The sequence below is a fragment of the Micromonospora sp. CNZ303 genome (genome assembly GCF_004345505.1).
On record NZ_SLVT01000009.1, the window covers coordinates 157,809 to 176,260 of the forward strand.

Annotated in this window: 18 protein-coding genes; all 18 read left to right on the plus strand. The window is 74.2% G+C overall.

The genetic code is table 11. From position 1 onward, the window contains the following. The first annotated feature begins 48 nt into the window (after nucleotides 1-48). The 18 genes from EV374_RS16545 (at nucleotide 49) to EV374_RS16630 (ending at nucleotide 18,402) form a co-directional block, all read left to right on the plus strand. On the plus strand, nucleotides 49-1,611 hold the full coding sequence (locus tag EV374_RS16545) for a UDP-N-acetylmuramoyl-L-alanyl-D-glutamate--2,6-diaminopimelate ligase (protein ID WP_132236295.1): 1,563 nt from the start codon (nucleotides 49-51) through the stop codon (nucleotides 1,609-1,611). Then, entirely contained in the window at nucleotides 1,608-3,032 is a 1,425-nt protein-coding gene (locus tag EV374_RS16550; RefSeq protein ID WP_132236297.1) for a UDP-N-acetylmuramoyl-tripeptide--D-alanyl-D-alanine ligase, read from the plus strand. The genes EV374_RS16545 and EV374_RS16550 overlap by 4 nt, the downstream gene beginning before the upstream one ends. Beyond that, on the plus strand, nucleotides 3,029-4,156 hold the full coding sequence (mraY, locus tag EV374_RS16555; RefSeq protein ID WP_132236299.1) for a phospho-N-acetylmuramoyl-pentapeptide-transferase: 1,128 nt from the start codon (nucleotides 3,029-3,031) through the stop codon (nucleotides 4,154-4,156). Before EV374_RS16550 ends, mraY begins: the two co-directional genes overlap by 4 nt. A 308-nt stretch (nucleotides 4,157-4,464) precedes the next feature. Beyond that, the gene (locus EV374_RS16560; protein ID WP_132236501.1) at nucleotides 4,465-5,877 is read left to right on the plus strand and encodes a peptidoglycan glycosyltransferase FtsW; all 1,413 of its coding nucleotides are present in this window, start codon (nucleotides 4,465-4,467) and stop codon (nucleotides 5,875-5,877) included. After that, entirely contained in the window at nucleotides 5,877-6,983 is a 1,107-nt protein-coding gene (gene murG / locus EV374_RS16565) for an undecaprenyldiphospho-muramoylpentapeptide beta-N-acetylglucosaminyltransferase (protein ID WP_132236301.1), read from the plus strand. Before EV374_RS16560 ends, murG begins: the two co-directional genes overlap by 1 nt. Nucleotides 6,984-7,014: 31 nt before the next feature. Then, nucleotides 7,015-8,568, plus strand: a complete 1,554-nt coding sequence (gene murC / locus EV374_RS16570; protein WP_132236303.1) for a UDP-N-acetylmuramate--L-alanine ligase — start codon at nucleotides 7,015-7,017, stop codon at nucleotides 8,566-8,568. After that, a complete protein-coding gene (locus EV374_RS16575) occupies nucleotides 8,565-9,380 on the plus strand; it encodes a cell division protein FtsQ/DivIB (protein ID WP_132236305.1) in 816 nt (271 codons plus the stop codon). The genes murC and EV374_RS16575 overlap by 4 nt, the downstream gene beginning before the upstream one ends. Before the next feature lie 245 nt (nucleotides 9,381-9,625). Continuing rightward, complete coding sequence (gene ftsZ / locus EV374_RS16580; protein WP_132236307.1) at nucleotides 9,626-10,741, plus strand: cell division protein FtsZ; 1,116 nt, start codon at nucleotides 9,626-9,628, stop codon at nucleotides 10,739-10,741. 9 nt (nucleotides 10,742-10,750) lie between these two features. Beyond that, nucleotides 10,751-11,497: a YggS family pyridoxal phosphate-dependent enzyme gene (locus tag EV374_RS16585; RefSeq protein WP_132236309.1), complete on the plus strand. Its 747-nt coding sequence runs from the start codon at nucleotides 10,751-10,753 to the stop codon at nucleotides 11,495-11,497. Nucleotides 11,498-11,688: 191 nt separating this feature from the next. After that, nucleotides 11,689-12,384 (plus strand): cell division protein SepF, encoded by a 696-nt coding sequence (locus EV374_RS16590; protein WP_132236311.1) that lies wholly within the window; start codon nucleotides 11,689-11,691, stop codon nucleotides 12,382-12,384. Between the two features lie 30 nt (nucleotides 12,385-12,414). Next, entirely contained in the window at nucleotides 12,415-12,720 is a 306-nt protein-coding gene (locus EV374_RS16595; protein ID WP_088999245.1) for a YggT family protein, read from the plus strand. A gap of 44 nt (nucleotides 12,721-12,764) precedes the next feature. Continuing rightward, the gene (locus EV374_RS16600) at nucleotides 12,765-13,577 is read left to right on the plus strand and encodes a DivIVA domain-containing protein (RefSeq protein ID WP_132236313.1); all 813 of its coding nucleotides are present in this window, start codon (nucleotides 12,765-12,767) and stop codon (nucleotides 13,575-13,577) included. Between the two features lie 76 nt (nucleotides 13,578-13,653). Next, nucleotides 13,654-14,277: a hypothetical protein gene (locus tag EV374_RS16605; RefSeq protein WP_132236315.1), complete on the plus strand. Its 624-nt coding sequence runs from the start codon at nucleotides 13,654-13,656 to the stop codon at nucleotides 14,275-14,277. Nucleotides 14,278-14,295: 18 nt separating this feature from the next. Further along, nucleotides 14,296-14,595: a DUF167 domain-containing protein gene (locus tag EV374_RS16610; protein WP_132236318.1), complete on the plus strand. Its 300-nt coding sequence runs from the start codon at nucleotides 14,296-14,298 to the stop codon at nucleotides 14,593-14,595. A gap of 22 nt (nucleotides 14,596-14,617) precedes the next feature. Further along, nucleotides 14,618-16,117, plus strand: coding sequence for a potassium/proton antiporter (locus EV374_RS16615; RefSeq protein ID WP_132236503.1), 1,500 nt, complete (start codon nucleotides 14,618-14,620; stop codon nucleotides 16,115-16,117). A gap of 222 nt (nucleotides 16,118-16,339) precedes the next feature. After that, complete coding sequence (locus EV374_RS16620; protein WP_121400566.1) at nucleotides 16,340-16,759, plus strand: TraR/DksA family transcriptional regulator; 420 nt, start codon at nucleotides 16,340-16,342, stop codon at nucleotides 16,757-16,759. Between the two features lie 66 nt (nucleotides 16,760-16,825). Further along, nucleotides 16,826-17,461, plus strand: a complete 636-nt coding sequence (lspA, locus tag EV374_RS16625) for a signal peptidase II (protein ID WP_132236320.1) — start codon at nucleotides 16,826-16,828, stop codon at nucleotides 17,459-17,461. Next, nucleotides 17,458-18,402 carry an RluA family pseudouridine synthase gene (locus EV374_RS16630; RefSeq protein ID WP_132236322.1) on the plus strand — a complete coding sequence of 315 codons (945 nt, stop codon included), beginning with the start codon at nucleotides 17,458-17,460 and terminating at the stop codon, nucleotides 18,400-18,402. The genes lspA and EV374_RS16630 overlap by 4 nt, the downstream gene beginning before the upstream one ends. The last annotated feature ends 50 nt before the right edge of the window (nucleotides 18,403-18,452 follow it).

An 18,452-nucleotide genomic window follows, 5' to 3' on the forward strand; every position in this document is an offset into this window, starting at 1 on the left:
CCACGCCGCGACATCATCGGTGAGTGCGGACGAACCACCGGGGCGGCAATGCGGCCGGAACCGGACGACCGGGTAGGGTCTGACGCCGTGCCCGGCAATCCTCGTCCCCGTACCGTGATCGGTGTCCGGCTCGGCGACCTCGCCGCCCGGCTCGCCGTCGAGCCCCCGGAGGGTGCCGCCGAGCTGGTGGTGACCGGGGTGACCCACGCCAGCCAGGAGGTCCGCCCCGGCGACCTGTACGCGGCCCTGCCGGGCGCCCGCCGGCACGGCGCGGAGTTCGCCGCCGGCGCGGTGGCCGCCGGCGCGGTGGCCGTGCTGACCGACCCGGCGGGCGCCGACGCGGCGGCCGAGGCGGGCCTGCCGGCGCTGGTGGTGTCCGACCCGCGCGCCGCGCTGGGCGCCCTCGCCGCCGCCGTCTACGGCGACCCGACCGAGGGACTGACGGTGATCGGGGTGACCGGGACGGCCGGCAAGACCTCGACGGCTTATTTGGTCGAGTCCGGCCTGCGCGCCGCCGGCCACACCACCGGCCTGATCGGCACCGTCGAGACCCGCCTCGGCGACCTGGCGATCGACAGCGTGCGCACCACGCCCGAGGCCACCGACCTGCACGCCATGCTGGCCGCCGCCCGCGAGCGCGGCGTCACCGCCGTGGTCATGGAGGTCTCCAGCCACGCCCTGGCGATGGGCCGGGTCGGCGGGGTCCGGTTCACCGTCGGCGGCTACACCAACTTCGGCTCCGACCACCTGGACTTCCACGCCGACACGGCGGACTACTTCGCCGCGAAGGCGCAGCTGTTCGACGGGCGCTGCGCGGTCGAGGTGCTCAACCACGACGACCCGGCGCTGAAGTCGCTGTACCGCCCGGCGACGGTCACCTACTCGGCGGCGGGCGACCCGAGCGCCACCTGGTGGGCCGACGAGGTCGGCGGCGAGGGCTACGCGCAGCGGTTCACCGCGCACGGCCCCGACGGGCTGACCCTGGCGGCCGGCGTGGCGCTGCCGGGCCGGCACAACGTGGCCAACGCCCTGCTGGCCATCGCCCTGCTGGTCGCCGCCGGGGTGGACCCGGAGACCGCCGCCGCCGGGGTCGCCGCGTGCGGCGGGGTTCCCGGCCGGCTGGAGTTGGTGAACGCCCCCGGACCGGTCCGGGGCGTGGTCGACTACGCGCACAAGGCGGACGCGATCGTCGCCGCGCTGGCGGCGCTGCGGGAGCTCAGTGCGGGCCGGCTGATCTGCGTGATCGGTGCCGGTGGGGACCGGGACCGGGGCAAGCGGCCGGTGATGGGCGCCGCCGCGGCGGAGGGAGCCGACGTGGTGCTGGTGACCGACGACAACCCGCGCACCGAGGATCCGGGGGCGATCCGGGCCGAGGTGCTCGCCGGCGCCCGGCGCGCCGGCACGACGGCCCGCGTCGAGGAGGTGGCCGACCGCCGGACGGCGATCGACGCGGCGGTCCGGCTGGCCGAGCCGGGCGACGTGGTCGCGGTGCTCGGCAAGGGCCACGAGCGCGGGCAGGAGATCGGTGGCGAGGTGCACCCGTTCGACGACCGCACCGAGCTGGCCGGCGCGCTGCGCGCCCGCTTCGCCGACCCGGCGGGTCAGCGGTGATCCCGCTCAGCCTGGCCGAGGTCGCCTCGGCGGTCGACGGGCGGCTGGCCGGCGCCGACCCGCAGGCCCGGGTCACCGGCCCGGTCGAGTTCGACTCGCGCAAGGTGCGCCCGGGCGCGCTCTTCGTCGCCTTCCCGGGCGAGAAGGTGGACGGGCACGACTACGCCGCGGGCGCGGTGGCGGCCGGCGCGGTGGCCGTACTCGGCACCCGTGCGGTGCCCGGCGTGCCGATGGTGCTGGTCGACGACGCGCTGGCCGCCCTGGGCCGGCTGGCCCGTGCGGTGGTCGACCGGCTGCCCGGGCTCACCGTCGTCGGGTTGACCGGCTCGTCGGGCAAGACCACCACCAAGGACCTCATCGCGCAGCTCACCGCGCGGCTCGGCCCGACCGTCGCCCCGCCCGGGTCGTTCAACAACGAGCTGGGGCACCCGTACACGGCGTTGCAGGCCGGGCCCGAGACCCGCTACCTGGTGATGGAGAAGGGCGCCCGCGGGGTGGGGCACGTGCGCTACCTCTGCGACGTGGTGCCGCCCCGGATCTCCGTGGTGCTCAACGTCGGGGTGGCGCACATCGGCGAGTTCGGCTCGGTGGAGACGATCGCGCTGGCGAAGGGCGAACTGGTCGAGGCGCTGCCCGCCGACGGCCTGGCCGTGTTGAACGCCGACGACCCGCTGGTCGACGCGATGGCCTCGCGTACGGTCGCCCGGGTGGTCCGCTACGGCGAGGCGGCGCACGCCGACGTGCGGGCCGAGGACGTGACGCTGGACGACCGGGGGCGGCCCGCGTACACCCTCGTCACCCCGGAGGGGACCGCGCCGGTGCGGCTCGGGCTGACCGGCCGGCACCAGGTGTCCAACTCGCTCGCCGCCGCCGCGGTGGCCCGCGAACTGGGCATGCCGCTGGCCGAGCTGGCCATCGCGCTGGGCGCCATGGGGCTGGTCTCCACCCGTCGGATGGACGTCTTCGAACGCGCCGACGGGGTGACCGTGATCGACGACTCGTACAACGCCAACCCCGCCTCGATGGCGGTCGCGCTGCGCGCGCTGACCGGCATCGGGCGGGAGCGGCGCACCGTCGCGGTGCTGGGCTACATGGCCGAGCTGGGTCCCTTCGAACGCGACGGGCACGCCGAGGTCGGCCGGCTCGCGGCCGAACTGGGCGTCGACCGGCTGCTCGTGGTGGGCGAGCCGGCCGCGCCGATCCACGAAGGCGCGACATCGGTAGGTGACTGGGGAGGAGAGTCGGTGCTGCTCACCGATCAGGCGGCGGCCGTCGAGGTGCTGCGCAGCGAGTTACGACCGGGCGACGTCGTCCTGGTGAAGGGCTCCCGGTACCGCACCTGGGAGGTGGCCGACGCGCTGCGCGCGGACGCCGCCGGCAACGGATCCGATCCGACGGCGACGGGGGGCGGCGCCGCATGAGGGCGGTCATCGTCGCCATCGGGGTGGCCTTCCTGGTCTCGCTGCTCGCCACACCGATCGCGATCAAGGTGTTCGCCCGGCTGAAGGCCGGCCAGCCGATCCGATCGAACCTCGGGCTCGCCAGCAACGAGGGCAAGAAGGGCACGCCGACGATGGGCGGCGTGGTGTTCATCCTGGCCACGGTCATCGCGTACGTGGCCGGGCACCTGGCGCTGACGACCCTGCCGGACGCGCAGATCGCCCAGGTCGAGCCGACGATCACCGCGCTGGTGCTGCTGGGGCTGATGGTCTTCTCCGGCGCCGTCGGCTTCATCGACGACTTCCTCAAGGTGCGCAAGCGGCACAGCGGCGGGCTCAACAAGCGGGGCAAGCTGCTCGGGCAGATCCTGGTCGGCGCGGTCTTCGGCGTGGTGGCGCTCTACTTCCCGAGCACCATGACCGACGCCTCGGGCGCGGAGACCAACACCGAGACCGTGGGCAGCACGACGCTCAGCTTCATCCGGGACATTCCGGCGCTCGACCTCACCAAGATCGGCGCGGTGGTTCTCTTCATCTTCGTGGTGATGGCCGCGACCAACGGCGTCAACCTCACCGACGGCCTCGACGGCCTGGCCACCGGCGCCTCGGTGATGGTCCTCGCCGCGTACGCGCTGATCGCGTTCTGGCAGTACCGGCACTGGTGCGCCGACCCGAACTACACCCAGGACTACTGCTACGCCGTCCGGGACCCGCTGGAGATCGCGCTGATCGCCGGCGCGGCGGCCGGGGCCTGCGTGGGCTTCCTGTGGTGGAACACCTCGCCGGCGCGGATCTTCATGGGCGACACGGGCGCGCTGGGCCTCGGCGGCCTGATCGCCGGCATGGCGATGTCCACCCGGACGATCCTGCTGCTGCCGATCATCGGTGGCCTCTTCGTGATCATCACGATGTCCGTGGTGATCCAGATCATCTCGTTCCGCACCACCGGCAAGCGGGTGTTCCGGATGTCGCCGTTGCAGCACCACTTCGAGCTCGCCGGGTGGAGCGAGGTCAACATCGTGGTCCGGTTCTGGATCATCGCCGGGATCGGCGTGGCCATCGCGCTGGGCCTGTTCTACAGCGAGTTCCTCGCGAACATGACCTGAGCCGGCCGGCAGTTCCCGCCGCGGGGCCCGGGCGCGCGTCGCCCGGGCCCCGCGGCGTGTCCATCCGCCGTGACGGCGCGCGGCCCCCGGCGCAAGCCCGACACGCCGACCGGGCGGTTGCGCCGGTGGCGACCCGGCGGAACCGCCATGATGGTCGGGTGGGGGAGGGACGAGGCATCGAGGTCACGGCGGAGGGGACGGCCGGGCGGTCGGCGGGAGGCAGGCGTACGCGCGACGCGCCTGCCGCGACGCGGGGACCGGACGATCCCGGTCCCCAGGTGCCGCGCGGGCTGGACCCGGCGGGCGGGCTGGCCGCGCTGCGCGGGCTGCTGGACCGGCCGCTGGCCTCCTACCACCTGCTGCTGTCCAGCGCCGGCCTGCTGCTGCTGATCGGCCTCACCATGGTCTTCTCCGCGACCAGCGTCCGGGACTACGCGGAGAACGGCAACGCCTCGACGTCGCTGGTCAAGCAGGCGATCTTCGCGGTGATCGGCATCGTCGCGTTCTGGGCGTGCCAGCGGCTGCCGGCGACGACCTACCGGGCGCTGGGCCGGCCGCTGCTGTTCACCGCCATCGGCCTGCTGCTGGTGCTCAACCTGCTGCTCGTGTACGCCCGGCTGACCAAGCAGGACTCGGCCCAGATCGGCCCGATCGAGGCCCGGCTGCTCTGGCTCTTCGTCGGCGGCATCCAGGTGCAGCCCTCCGAGTTCGCGAAGTTCGCCCTGGTGCTCTGGGGCGCCCACGTGATCGCCCGCAAGGGCGCCGCGCTGGGCTGGTGGCGGGAGCTGGCCACCCCGCTCTTCCCGGTGGTGGGCCTGCTCTTCGTCCTCGTCGGCTACAACGACCTGGGCACGATGCTCTGCCTGCTCGCCCTGGTGGTGGGGCTGCTCTGGGCGGCCGGGGTGCGCAAGCGGGTCTTCGCCGCGCTCTCCGCGGTGGGCCTGCTCGGCATCGGCGTGCTGGTCGCGGTGGCCTCGCTCGGCGCCGGCTCCGGCGAGACGGGCGCGGAGAACTACCGGCTGGCCCGGCTGACATCCTTCATCGACCCGCCTCCACTGGACGCGTGCAAGGACGCGGGCTGCTACCAGATCGCCCAGGCCCGCTACGCGATCGAGAACGGCGGCTGGTTCGGCGTCGGCCTCGGCAAGAGCATCGCCAAGTGGCAGTGGCTGCCGGCGGCGGAGAACGACTTCATCTTCGCCGTGGTCGCCGAGGAGCTGGGCGTCGTCGGGTGTGTCGTGGTGGTGGCGCTCTTCGCCGTGCTGGCGTACACCGGGCTGCGGATCGCCCGCCGGGTCGACGACCCGTTCCGCCGGCTCGCCGCCGCGGCGGCGACCACCTGGCTGGTCGGCCAGGCGGTGATCAACATCGGCGGGGTGGTCGGCCTGCTGCCGCTGACCGGTGTGCCGCTGCCGTTCATCTCCGACGGCGGCAGCGCCCTGGTCGTCACCCTCGCCGCCATCGGGATGCTCGCCTCCTTCGCCCGCGCCGAACCCGACGCCGCCAGAGCACTGCATGCCCGTCCGCCGGCCCGATGGGTCCGACTACTCTGGGCCCCGTTGCCGCCGCTTCCCGGGCGGCGCCGCCGTCCGGCGGCGCCCCCGGCTGCCCGAGGGTCCGTGCCCCGGTCGCGGGAGCGGCGGCCGGACGATGTGGCCGCACCGCGCGGTGTCCGGCTGGCCCGGACCCGCCGCGGGTCGGCGGACGAGAGGAGACGTTGATGGGTCCGCTGCGTTCGGTGGTGCTCGCGGGAGGTGGCACCGGGGGGCACATCTACCCGTTGCTCGCCTTCGCCGACTGCCTGCGCCGACACGACCCCGGCGTCCGGATCACCTGTCTGGGGACACCGAAGGGCCTGGAGAACGAGCTGATCCCGCCGCAGGGCTACGACCTGCGGCAGATCCCGGCCTACCAGCTGCCCCGGTCGGTGAACATGAACCTGGTCAAGACCCCCGGCCGGATGTGGACCGCGGCCCGCGCCGCGGGCAAGGTCATCGACGAGGTGCGCGCCGACGTGGTGGTCGGCTTCGGCGGGTACGTCTCGGTGCCGGCCTACCTCGCCGCCTGGCGGCGCGAGCTGCCGATCGTGATCCACGAGGTCAACGTGCCGCCGGGGGTGGCGAACCGGCTGGGGATGAGGTTCACCCGCCACGTGGCGGTCGGCTTCCCGCACCAGCCCGCCCAGGCCGAGGCCCTGCGCGACGCGCGGGTCGTCGGCGTGCCGCTGCGCCGGGGCATCGCCGGGCTGGACCGGTTCGCCATGCGCAACGCCGCCAGGGCCCACTTCGGACTCCGCCCCGACCTGCCGGTGCTCTTCGTCGCCGGTGGCTCGCAGGGCGCCCGCTCGATCAACCTCGCCGTCGCCGGCGCGGCGAAGGAACTCGCCCGCAACGGGGTGCAGGTGCTGCACGTCATCGGCGCCCGCAACGAGCCGGTGCCGGTCCCCACCGACCTGCCGGTGCCGTACGTGACGCTGCCGTACCTGTCCGAGATGGAGGCCGGCTACGCCGCGGCGGACCTGATGCTCGGCCGGGGCGGGGCGATGACCTGCGCGGAGGTGGCCGCCATCGGGCTGCCCACCATCTACGTGCCGTACCCGCACAGCAACCAGGAGCAGAAGCGCAACGCGCTGCCCGTGGTGGAGGCCGGCGGCGGGCTGCTCGTCGACGACGCCGAGCTGACGCCGGACTGGGTCGAGCGGACGATCATCCCGCTGATCCGCGACCCGCACCGGCTGCACGCGATGGGCTCCGCCGCCGCCGCGTACGGCCGCCGCGACGGCGACGAGGCACTGCTCAACTTCGTCTTGGAGGCGGTGGCCCCGTGAGTGGGTGCACCGCGACGGGAAGGTACTCGGCATGAACACCGCACAGTTCACCCCGGCCGGCACGCTCACCGCCGAGGACCTGGGCACGATCCACCTGATCGGGGTGGGCGGGGTCGGCATGAGCGGGCTGGCCCGGCTCTTCCTGACCCGGGGCATCCGGGTCTCCGGCAGCGAGCTGCGGGAGTGGCCCTCCCTGGCCGGCATGCGCGCCCTCGGCGGCACGATCCACATGAGCCACGAGGCGTCCAACCTCGACGGCGTCGACACGGTCGTCTACTCCTCGGCGATCCCGCAGGACCACCTGGAGATGGTGGAGGCGCGCCGGCGCGGTCTGCGCGTGCTGCACCGCTCCGAGGCGCTGGCCGCCGCGATGACGGGCCGCCGGACGGTGGCGGTCGCGGGCACCCACGGCAAGACCACGACCACCTCGATGGTCACCATGGTGCTCCAGCAGGCCGGGCAGGACCCGTCCTTCGTGATCGGCGGGGAGATCTCCGAGGTCGGCTCGGGCGCCCACCACGGCACGGGCGAGCACTTCGTGGTCGAGGCGGACGAGAGCGACCGCTCCTTCCTCATCTACCGCCCGTACGTGTCGATCATCACCAACGTCGAGGCCGACCACCTGAACACCTACGGCGACCTCGCCACGCTGGAGGCGGCCTTCGCCGAGTTCGCCCGGCTCACCGACCCGGAGGGCTTCATCATCACCTGCGCCGACGACCCGGGCGGGCGGCGGCTGGCCGAGACGCTGCGCGCGGAGGGCCGCCGGGTGCACACCTACGGCGAGGCGGCCGACGCCGACCTGCGGCTGACCGACATCGTCTCGTCGGCCCGGGGCGTGCGCTACCTGGCGGGCATCGACGGGCGGTCGCTCGGCGAGTTCCGGCTGCCGGTGCCCGGACGGCACATGGGGCTCAACAGCGCCTCGGCCGTGCTGACCGCGTACCTGCTGGGGCTGCCGCTGGAGGCGGCGGAGGGCGCGCTCGCGGCGTTCCCCGGCGTGCGGCGGCGCTTCGAACGCAAGGGCGTCGCGGACGACGTGCTGGTCTACGACGAGTACGCCTACCACCCGACCTCGATGACGCTGGCGTTGCAGACGCTGCGCGAGGTGGCCGGGGACGGCCGGCTGATCGTGGTCTTCCAGCCCTACCGGCTCTACCGCACCCGCGAGCTCCAGGCGGAGATCGCCGAGTCGCTGGCCATCGCCGACGAGCTGGTGCTGCTGGAGGTCTTCGGCCCGGGCGAGCTGCGCGAGCCGGGGGAGGGATCGGCGGCGCTGATCGAGGCGGTGTCGCTGCCGGCGGAGCGGAAGGTCTTCGTGGACTCGTGGGAGGCCGCGCCGGTGGAGGTGGCCCGGCGGGCCCGCCCCGGCGACGTCGTGGTGACCATGGGTGCCCCGCCGATCTCGCTGATGGGGGACCAGCTGCTGGCCGCGCTCTCGGCGCGTACCACCGATCCGGCGGCGCCGGCGGGCACGACGCCCGGCGGCGACGCCGGCGGCACGACCACCATCGGCGGCACCGTCCCCGGCGTCGGCGGTGCCGGCGGCGCGGTCGCGGACGGCGCGGCGCCCGCGGCCGGATGAGTCCCGGTCCGGCGCGGGGGCGCACCACCGGCGCCGACGGCGGCGGCCGGCGCGGGCCGCAGCGGCGGTGGCAGCTGGTCCGGGCCGGCAGCGACGCGGTCCCTGCCTCGACCCGCCGGTTCATGGCCCGGGCCCGGCAGCGTCGGATGCGCGCGGCGCTGCCGTGGGCGGTCGCCGCGGGTGTGCTCGCGGTGGCCGGGCTGGTCGCCTGGACCCTGCTCGGCACCGGCCTGTTCGGGGTGCGCGAGGTCCGCGTCGAGGGCGCCGCGCTGGTCACGACGGTGCAGGTCCGCGACGCGGCGGCAGTGCCCGACGACGCCCCGCTGGCCCGGGTGGACCTGGCCGCCACCGCGCGGCGGGTCGGCGAGCTGCCGGCGGTCCAGCGGGCGGTGGTGACCCGGGACTGGCCGGACACGCTGGTCGTCCGGGTGACGGAGCGCACCGGCGTGGCGGCGGTGCCGCGCGGGGAGCAGTTCGTGGTGATCGACGGCGCGGGCGTGGTCTTCCGGAGCGTGCCGCGGCCGCCGGACGGCCTGCCGGTGGTCCGGCTCGCCGACCCGGGCCCGGACGACGGGTCGACCCGGGCGGCGCTGGAGGTGCTCGGCGCGCTCACCCCGCAGCTGCGCGCCGAGCTGGTGGACGTGACCGTCCAGGGGCTGGCCCGGATCACGCTGCGGCTGCGCGGCGACCGGGTGGTGGTCTGGGGGGACGCGACCCGGGGCGCGGACAAGGCCCGGGTGGCCGGCGCCCTGCTCGACCGGAAGGCCGACACCATCGACGTCAGCGCGCCCGACGTGGTCACCCTGCGGTGACCGGCCGCTCCACCGCGACGTGACCCGCCCCGCTCCGGCGGCGACACGCCGAGCGGGTCCTTGGCTCATCGCGTGAGGGCGCTTACGTTGCCCGGAAGGGGATCAGTGGTTGACATAACAGTAAGCCTCTAGTAGAGGGTGAGGGTTCAACCCTGATCCTCGCCGGTGACAGCTGTCGTCGGCCGCTGGTCTGGCCAGGCCCTACCCGGTCGGCCCATGCCAATCTCGAAGGGAAAGGACCGGAGATGACACCTCCGCACAACTACCTGGCGGTCATCAAGGTCGTCGGCATCGGTGGCGGCGGCGTCAACGCCGTCAACCGGATGATCGAGGTTGGGCTCAAGGGCGTCGAGTTCATCGCGATCAACACCGACGCGCAGGCGCTGCTCATGAGCGACGCCGACGTGAAGCTCGACGTCGGCCGTGAGCTGACCCGCGGGCTCGGCGCCGGCGCCAACCCCGACGTCGGCAAGAACGCCGCCGAAGACCACCGCGACGAGATCGAAGAGGTGCTCAAGGGCGCCGACATGGTCTTCGTGACCTGCGGCGAGGGCGGCGGCACCGGCACCGGCGGCGCGCCCGTGGTGGCGAACATCGCCCGCAAGCTCGGCGCGCTGACCATCGGCGTGGTCACCCGGCCGTTCTCGTTCGAGGGCAAGCGCCGCCAGGTGCAGGCGGAGTCCGGAATAGACGAGCTGCGCAACCAGTGCGACACGCTGATCGTCATCCCCAACGACCGGCTGTTGGCGCTCGGCGACCGCAACATCAGCATGATGGACGCGTTCCGCACCGCCGACCAGGTGCTGCTCTCCGGTGTCCAGGGCATCACCGACCTGATCACCACGCCGGGTCTGATCAACCTGGACTTCGCCGACGTGAAGAGCGTGATGAGCGGCGCGGGCAGCGCGCTCATGGGCATCGGCAGCGCGCGGGGCGAGAACCGTGCCGTCGAGGCGGCCGAGGCGGCCATCTCCAGCCCGCTGCTGGAGCAGAGCATGGACGGCGCGCGCGGCGTGCTGCTCTCCATCGCCGGCGGGTCGGACCTGGGCCTGTTCGAGATCAACGACGCGGCCCAGCTCGTCACCGACGCGGCCCACCCCGACGCCAACATCATCTTCGGCGCCGTCATCGACGACGCCCTCGGCGACGAGGTGCGGGTCACCGTCATCGCGGCGGGCTTCGACGGCGGCACGCCGGCGTACAAGGCGGCCGAGCCGCCCCGCAAGAGCAACCAGAACCAGCCGGCGCAGCCGAGCGCCCCGGTCGCGCCGCCGGCCACCATGCCGGCCCCGCAGCAGTCGCCCCGCCGGGTGCTCTTCGACGACGTCGACGTGCCCGACTTTCTCAAGAACGGTTCCTGAGTACCGCCGATGACCGACAGCCCAGCCACGGTGCGCCCGGACCGGCGCGCCGAGATCGCGGCCGGCCTGGGCCGCGTACGGTCCCGGATCGCGGAGGCCTGTGCCGTCGCGGGTCGGGACGACTCCGAGGTCACCATGATCGCGGTGACCAAGACCTACCCGGCCGGGGACGTGGTGGCCCTGGCCGGCCTCGGCGTCGTCGACATGGGGGAGAACCGCGACCAGGAGGCGTCCGCCAAGTCGGCCGAGGTGGCCGCGGCAGGGGTGACGCCCCGGTGGCACTTCATCGGGCAGTTGCAGCGCAACAAGGCCCGGTCGGTGGTCCGCTACGCCGACGTCGTGCACTCGGTCGACAGCGTTCGGCTGGCGCGGGCACTGGACGCGGCGTCGGCGGCGGCGCGGGACCGGCCGCTGGACGTGCTGGTCCAGGTCAGCATCGACGGCGACGCGGCCCGGGGCGGGGCGCTGCCCGGCTCGGCCGACCCGGCCGCCGGGCTCGACGCGGTGGCCGAGACGGTGGCGGGCGCGGAGGCGCTGCGGCTGGCCGGCCTGATGGCGGTGGCGCCGCTGGGCTGGGAGCCGGAGCGGGCGTTCGCCCGGCTGGCCGAGGTGGCCGCCGGCTTCCGGACGGTCCACCCGGGAGCCGCCGCGCTCTCCGCCGGGATGAGCGGCGACCTGGAAATCGCGATCCGGTACGGCGCGACACATGTCCGCGTCGGCAGCGCGTTGCTCGGAATGCGTCCCACGCTGCGGTAGCCTGACCGCGGGAAGCAAATTACATCTGTGTTGTTTGGGGGATCGGCATCCCGTTGTCGGGGGTCGTGGCACGCGACGCGAATCGCGTGCCAGGGGATTGCCGATCCGCTCCGGTGGGCAGAAGTGGTCCACTCGCGACAAGCGACACGGCACGGGGGCGCGTGCCGCACGGCGGACGGGAAGGGCGCGGGATGGGTGCACTGCGCAAGGCGGGGGTCTGGCTCGGTCTGGTCGAAGAGGACGACGAGCGGGCCTACGACGACGGTGGCTACGACAAGGGTGGCTACCGCGATTCGCGTTACCGGCAGAGCCGGTACTCGGAGGAGTTCGCCGATGACGACGAGGACGACTCCGAGGAGCCGCCGGCGCCCCGGTCCCGGCTGAGCGACCGTGGCCGGCTCTCCGAGCGCGCCGCCGGTCGGGTGGCCGACGCCGAGCGGGGCGACACCGACCGGGCGGAGCGGGCCGAGCGGTCCAGCGTCCGTTCCATCACCCGGCCGTCGGCCGGTGACACGTCGGGCGCGCTGACCTACCACACCCGCGACAACCTGGCCCTGGCGCCGCAGGCGCAGCCCCGGGAGCGCGCGGTGGTCGCCGAGGAGGAGCAGCGCTACCAGATCACCACGCTGCACCCCACCACGTACCGGGAGGCGCGCACCATCGGTGAGCACTTCCGCGACAACGTTCCGGTGATCATCAACCTCACCGAGATGGACGAGGCGGACGCGCGCCGACTTGTGGACTTCGCCGCCGGCCTGGCGTTCGGGCTGCGGGGTACGATCGAGCGCGTGACCAATCGGGTGTTCCTGCTCTCACCGGCCAATGTCCAGGTCACCGCGGAGGACAAGGCCAAGATCGCCGAGGGCGGCTTCTTCAGCCTGAGCTAGCCCCGCCCGACCCGAGGGACGTCGCCTGCCGTGTTGTCGATCGTGCTGCAAGTGCTGTATCTGGTGCTCTACTTCTTCCTGCTCGTCCTACTGGCCCGGTTCGTCCTGAGCGCCGTCCTCCAGTACGGCCGTCGCTGGCAGCCGGGGCGTGGGGCATCGGTGGGGCTGGAAATCGTGTGGAGCGTCACTGATCCCCCTCTCAACGCGTTGAGGCGTGTGATCCCTCCGTTGCGAATTGGTACCGTGAGCATCGACCTGGCCTCACTTGTGCTCCTGGTTATCCTGTTCGTGCTGATGGAGTTCGTGTTGAGGCGGTCGATCATCGGCACCGTCTGATGACCGACGCGCTTTCGCGGCCGCAACTGACCCGAGGAGTTTCGATGCCGCTGACCCCGGCCGACGTCCACAACGTCGCCTTCAAAAAGCCGCCGATCGGCAAGCGGGGCTACGACGAGGAGGAGGTCGACGCTTTCCTGGACGAGGTCGAGCGCGAGCTTGCCCGTCTCATCGAGGAGAACAACGAGCTGCGCGCCCAGGTGGAGCGCGGCGGCCGTGGTGGCGCCCCCGCCGGCCCCGGCGGCGATGCCCGTCTCGCGGCGGAGCTCAACGACGTCAAGGCCCAGCTCGACCGGGTGCAGCGCGACAAGGCGGCGGCCGAGCAGGCCGCCCGCGCGATGCAGGCCGAGCTGGAGCAGGTCCGCTCCGCCGGTGGCCCGGCCGTCGGCGGCGCCGACGGTGAGCAGCAGGCGCTGCGGGTGCTGATGATGGCCCAGCGGACCGCCGACGACCACGTCTCCGACGCCCGCCGCGAGGCCGACCAGCTGCTCTCCGAGGCCCGTTCCAAGGCCGAGGAGGTCACCCGCGAGGCCCGCGCCAAGGCCGACGCCCTGGAGCGCGACGCCCGCCAGCGGCACCAGGAGGCCATGGGCGGCCTGGACGCCAAGCGCACGGCCCTGCAGAAGCACATCGAGGAGCTCAAGCAGTTCGAGCGTGAGTACCGCACCCGGCTCAAGGCCTACCTGGAGAGCCAGCTGCGTGACCTCGACGGCCGCGGCCAGGGCCTGGAGGTCGAGATGACCCGTGGTGGTGAGGGCACCCGGGCCGCCGGCGGCGGCAACGGGCTGGCCACCGTAGGGCTCGCCGGCTCCTACGGCGGCGGCGGTCGCTCCGGCGCTCTCGAGACCGGACGCTGAACCATCGGTCGGCGACCGTCGTCACGATGACGGTCGCCGACCTCGCCTCATCAGCACGACGCGGCGGGGGTGAGCCGTGATAGTCGCCAGTCTCCTGCTCATCCTCGTCGCGGTGGTGCTGCTGGTGCTCGGCCTGGCCGGTGGCTCCAGCGTTCTCCTGACCATCTCCATCGCGGCCAGCCTGCTGGCCGCCGTCGCGCTGGTCGCGGGCGCCCGCCAGGCGGCCGCGGACCGGGCGGCGGCGGACCCGGGCCGGCCGGGGTGGCGACCCCGTCGGGCGACCCGCCCGGCCGGACCGGCCTTCGCCGGTGGGCCGCCGGCGGAGCCGGAGATCCCCGTCCAGCACGTTCCTTCCACGGTCGACGCCGACGGCACCGGGTGGCGGCAACCGCCCGAGCCGCCGGTGACCGACGGCGCCGTCCCGGCCGCCGCGACGCCCGGTGCCGGCCCCGCCGCACCGTACGACGACGAGCCGCCCGCGCAGGACGTCACGCCGGGCGAGGCCGCCCGGGTGGCCCGCCTCGCCGCCGAGGTGCGGGTGGTCGACGGGCGGCCCCGCTACCACCTGGCCGACTGCGCGTACCTGGTGGGGCGGGAGCACGAGCCGCTGCCGGTCGCGGAGGCCGTCGACCTCGGCTTCACCCCGTGCGCCCGCTGCGCGCCCGACACCGCCCTGCTCGCCGACGCCGGTCGGATCTGAGCGGCGGGACGCTTCCTGATGGCCGGCACGCTGACCGTCGCGGTCCGGGTGAAGCCCGGCTCCGCCCGGGCCCGCGTCGGCGGCCGCTTCGACGGGCCGCACGGGCCGGCCCTGGTGATCGCGGTGCACGCCCCCGCCGTCGACGGGCGGGCCACCGAGGCGGCCCGCCGGGCGCTGGCCGGGGCACTGGGCGTACGGCCGGCCGTGGTGTCGTTGCGGGCCGGCGCGGCCAGCCGCGACAAGCTGTTCCTGGTCGAGGGGCCCGCCCCGGAGTTGACGGAGGCACTGCGCCGGCTGCGTGACGGGGCCGCCGGGTGACGGACGCCGGGGCCGGGCGGCGGTGACGCCGGGGCTGGATCTCGCGCTCCTGCTCGGTGCGGGTGTCCTGCTGGTCGCGGTCGGCGCGGTCCGTCTCTCCACCCGGCTCGGCGTGCCCAGCCTCCTGGCCTACCTGGCGCTCGGGGTGGCGATCGGGGAGGCGGGGCTGGGCATCCGCTTCGACGACGTCGAACTGACCCGGACCCTGGGCTTCTGCGCGCTCATCGTGATCATCGCCGAGGGCGGGCTGACGGCCCGGTGGAGCACCCTGCGCCCGGTGCTCGGGCTGGCCGCGCTGCTCTCCACGGTCGGCGTGGTGGTCAGCATCCTGGTCGTCGGCCTCGTCGTGCACCTGCTGCTGGGACTGGACTGGCGGCTGGCCCTGCTCTACGGCGCGGTGCTCTCCTCCACCGACGCCGCGGCGGTCTTCGCCACGCTGCGGCGGCTGCGGCTGCCGCCCCGCCTGGTGGCCACCCTGGAGGCGGAGTCGGGGATGAACGACGCCCCGGTCGTGCTGCTGGTGGTGCTGCTGTCCCGGGAGGGCGTCACCCACCCGTGGTGGTACGAGATCTCCCTGGTCAGCTACGAGCTGGGCGTCGGTGCGGCGGTCGGTCTCGCGGCCGGCGTGGGCGGGCGGTGGGCGCTGCGCCGGGCGGCGCTGCCGTCGGCGGGGCTCTACCCGATCGCGGCGGTCGGGCTGACCGTCTTCGCCTACGCCGCCGGCGCGGTGCTGCACGCCTCGGGTTTCCTCGCCGTCTACGTGGCGGGGGTGATCCTCGGCAACGCCCGGCTGCCGCACCGGCAGGCGATCCTCGGCTTCGCGGACGGCCTGGCGTGGCTGGCCCAGATCGGGCTCTTCGTGCTGCTCGGGCTGCTCGTCTCGCCGGGCCGGCTGGGCTCGGCGGTGCTGCCGGCGGTGGTCGCCGGGCTGGCGCTCGTGCTGCTGGCCCGGCCGCTGTCGGTGGCGGCGTCCGCACTGCCGTTCCGGTTCGGCCTGCGCGAGCAGGCGTTCCTGTCCTGGGCGGGGCTGCGCGGGGCGGTGCCGATCGTGCTCGCCACCATTCCGCTGTCGGAGCGGGTGCCGGGCGCCGACCGGCTCTTCGACTCGGTCTTCGTACTGGTGGTGATCTTCACGCTGCTGCAGACCGGGACACTGGCTCCGGTGGCCCGCCGGCTGCGGGTGACCGCGCCGGCCGAGGCGACCGAGATCCGGGTGGAGACGGCGCCGCTGGAGCGGATGGGCGCGGACCTGCTCCAGCTGGAGGTGCCGCCCGGTTCCCGGCTGGCCGGGGTGCACGTCGACGAGTTGCGGTTGCCGCTGGGCGCCTCGGTGACCCTGGTGCTGCGCGACGGGGCAGGCGTCGTGCCCGGCCCGGACTTCCGGCTGAAGACCGGCGACAGCATGTTGATCGTGGCCACGGCCGGGGTGCGCGACGAGGCGGAGCGGCGGCTGCGGGCGGTCAGCCGGCGGGGTCGGCTGGCCCGCTGGTTTGGCGAGTACGGCCGGGGTCCCGACACGTGATCTGCTAGCGTTCCTTTTGCCCCGGTTAGGGATGACCAGGGGCCGAACGCCGGTACGTCGGAGCGGCACGTTGTCGTGCGCCTGTACGTTCCGTATTCTTGCGAATCTCCGGAGTGCGCGGCCCCGTCGCCGCGCGCCCCTTTTGTACCTGGGGGCGCCGATGCCGGCGGCCCCTGTCCAGGTACCGCGGAACGCCGCGGTTCCGCGGCCGAGGGAGCGACGATGGCGAAGCCAGCCGACACCAGGACCGCCGGCCGGAAGCCGGTGGCGAAGGCCACCCGCAGCGCTGCGGAGACCGAGAAGATCCGGGCGGCCCTGGCGGCGCGGCGTGACGAGTTGCGCGCCGAGTACGATCGGACGCTGAGCGAGATCACCGAGCTGCAGCGCGACCGGCTGACCGACTCGGCCGGGGACGACCAGGCCGACACCGGGACCAAGACGTTCGAGCGTGAGCAGGAGATCTCACTCGCCAACAGCATCCTGGAACGGATCACGCAGGTCGAGCGGGCGCTGGAGCGGCTCGACGAGGGTGGCTACGGCTGGTGCGAGCGGTGCGGCAACCCCATCCCGGTGGAGCGGCTCGCCGCCTTCCCGTCGGCCACCCTCTGCGTGACGTGCAAGCAGCTGGAGGAGCGGCGCTGAGGCCCGCTCCCCGGCGGCCATGGGAGGCGGCGCGGACGCGCCGCCGCGAGCGTCGATGGGGAGCAGATGTCCGAAGCACCGCCCGCCGGGCCCGGCAGCGCTGAGCCGGGTGCCGACAGCGCCGAGCCGAGGTCCGGCACGCCCCACCGCCGGGCCGCCGCCACCCTGTTCGGCCTCGCGCTCACGGTGCTCGCCGCCGACGCGGCGATCAAGCACCTCGCCCTGGGCGCCCTCGAGGACCGCGAGCCGGTCAGGCTGCTCGGCGGCGCGGTCTACCTCAGCCTTACCCGCAACAGCGGCGCGGCGTGGAGCATCGGTGCCGACTACACCTGGGTCTTCCCGCTGATCACCCTCGGGGTGGTCGGTTGGATCGTCTGGATGGCGCTGCGCCTGCGCTCGCTGCCCTGGGGGATCTCGCTGGGCCTGGTGCTGGGCGGGGCGCTGGGCAACTTCGCCGACCGGGTCTTCCGCGCCCCGGGCTGGTTCGTGGGGCACGTGGTCGACATGGTCAGCGTCTTCGCCCCGTACGGCCGGGTGTTCCCGGTGTTCAACCTGGCCGACAGCGCCCTCGTCTGCGGCGTGCTGCTCGCGCTGGTGCTGGAGTTGACCGGCCGGCAGCGAGACGGCAGCCGGATCGGCCACGGCGAGTCCACCGACGAGGCGGCGGCCCAGGCCGACGCCGGGCAGCGGGAGCGGGCATGACCGCCGCGTTCGCCGCCGGCGGCGACCACCGTTCCCTGCCCGTCCCCGACGGCCTCGACGGCACGCGGCTCGACCAGGCCGTGTCGCGGCTGTTCGGGCTGTCCCGCACCGCCGCCGCGACCCTGGTCGACGCCGGCGACGCGCTGGTCGACGGGGCCGCCCGGCCGAACTCCTACCGGGTGAAGGCTGGCTCCTGGCTGGAGGTGACCCTGCCCGCGCCGGTCGCCCCGCCCACCGTGGTGCCGCAGGCGGTGCCCGGGCTGCGGGTGGTGTACGCCGACGATGACATCGTGGTGGTGGACAAGCCGGTCGGCGTCGCGGCCCACCCGAGCCCCGGCTGGACCGGCCCGACGGTGATCGGCGCGCTGGCCGCCATCGGGCACCGCATCTCGACCAGCGGCGCCGCCGAGCGGCAGGGCGTGGTGCACCGGCTCGACGTCGGCACCACGGGCATCATGGTGGTGGCCAAGAGCGAGCAGGCGTACACCGCGTTGAAGCGGGCGTTCAAGTACCGCGAGGTGGAGAAGCGCTACCACGCGGTGGTGCAGGGGCACCTGGACCCGCTGCGCGGCACCGTCGACGCCCCGATCGACCGGCACCCCACCCACGACTACCGCTGGGCGGTGGTCTCCGGCGGCAAGCCGAGCATCACCCACTACGACACGGTGGAGGCGTTCCCGGCGGCGAGCCTGGTCGACGTCCGCCTGGAGACCGGGCGCACCCACCAGATCCGGGTGCACTTCTCCACGCTGCGGCACCCGTGCGTGGGCGACCTCACGTACGGCGCCGACCCGACCCTCTCCGCCCGGCTCGGCCTGTCCAGGCAGTGGCTGCACGCCCGGTCGCTGAGCTTCCTGCACCCCCGCACGGGGGACGAGGTGCGCTTCGTCAGCGACTACCCTGACGACCTGGACCGCGCGCTCGAGATCCTCCGCGACTGAGCGTCGTCCCGACCGTGACGATCCGACGAGGGGACCCCGCCGTGTGTGCC

Coding starts and splice junctions, on each gene's coding strand:
- EV374_RS16620 (WP_121400566.1), top strand. CDS start 16,340: ATGGCGAAGCCAGCCGACACCAGGACCGCCGGCCGGAAGCCGGTGGCG.
- EV374_RS16590 (WP_132236311.1), top strand. CDS start 11,689: ATGGGTGCACTGCGCAAGGCGGGGGTCTGGCTCGGTCTGGTCGAAGAG.
- EV374_RS16545 (WP_132236295.1), top strand. CDS start 49: ATGCGGCCGGAACCGGACGACCGGGTAGGGTCTGACGCCGTGCCCGGC.
- mraY (WP_132236299.1), top strand. CDS start 3,029: ATGAGGGCGGTCATCGTCGCCATCGGGGTGGCCTTCCTGGTCTCGCTG.
- lspA (WP_132236320.1), top strand. CDS start 16,826: ATGTCCGAAGCACCGCCCGCCGGGCCCGGCAGCGCTGAGCCGGGTGCC.
- EV374_RS16600 (WP_132236313.1), top strand. CDS start 12,765: ATGCCGCTGACCCCGGCCGACGTCCACAACGTCGCCTTCAAAAAGCCG.
- murC (WP_132236303.1), top strand. CDS start 7,015: ATGAACACCGCACAGTTCACCCCGGCCGGCACGCTCACCGCCGAGGAC.
- EV374_RS16575 (WP_132236305.1), top strand. CDS start 8,565: ATGAGTCCCGGTCCGGCGCGGGGGCGCACCACCGGCGCCGACGGCGGC.
- ftsZ (WP_132236307.1), top strand. CDS start 9,626: ATGACACCTCCGCACAACTACCTGGCGGTCATCAAGGTCGTCGGCATC.
- EV374_RS16585 (WP_132236309.1), top strand. CDS start 10,751: ATGACCGACAGCCCAGCCACGGTGCGCCCGGACCGGCGCGCCGAGATC.
- EV374_RS16610 (WP_132236318.1), top strand. CDS start 14,296: ATGGCCGGCACGCTGACCGTCGCGGTCCGGGTGAAGCCCGGCTCCGCC.
- murG (WP_132236301.1), top strand. CDS start 5,877: ATGGGTCCGCTGCGTTCGGTGGTGCTCGCGGGAGGTGGCACCGGGGGG.
- EV374_RS16630 (WP_132236322.1), top strand. CDS start 17,458: ATGACCGCCGCGTTCGCCGCCGGCGGCGACCACCGTTCCCTGCCCGTC.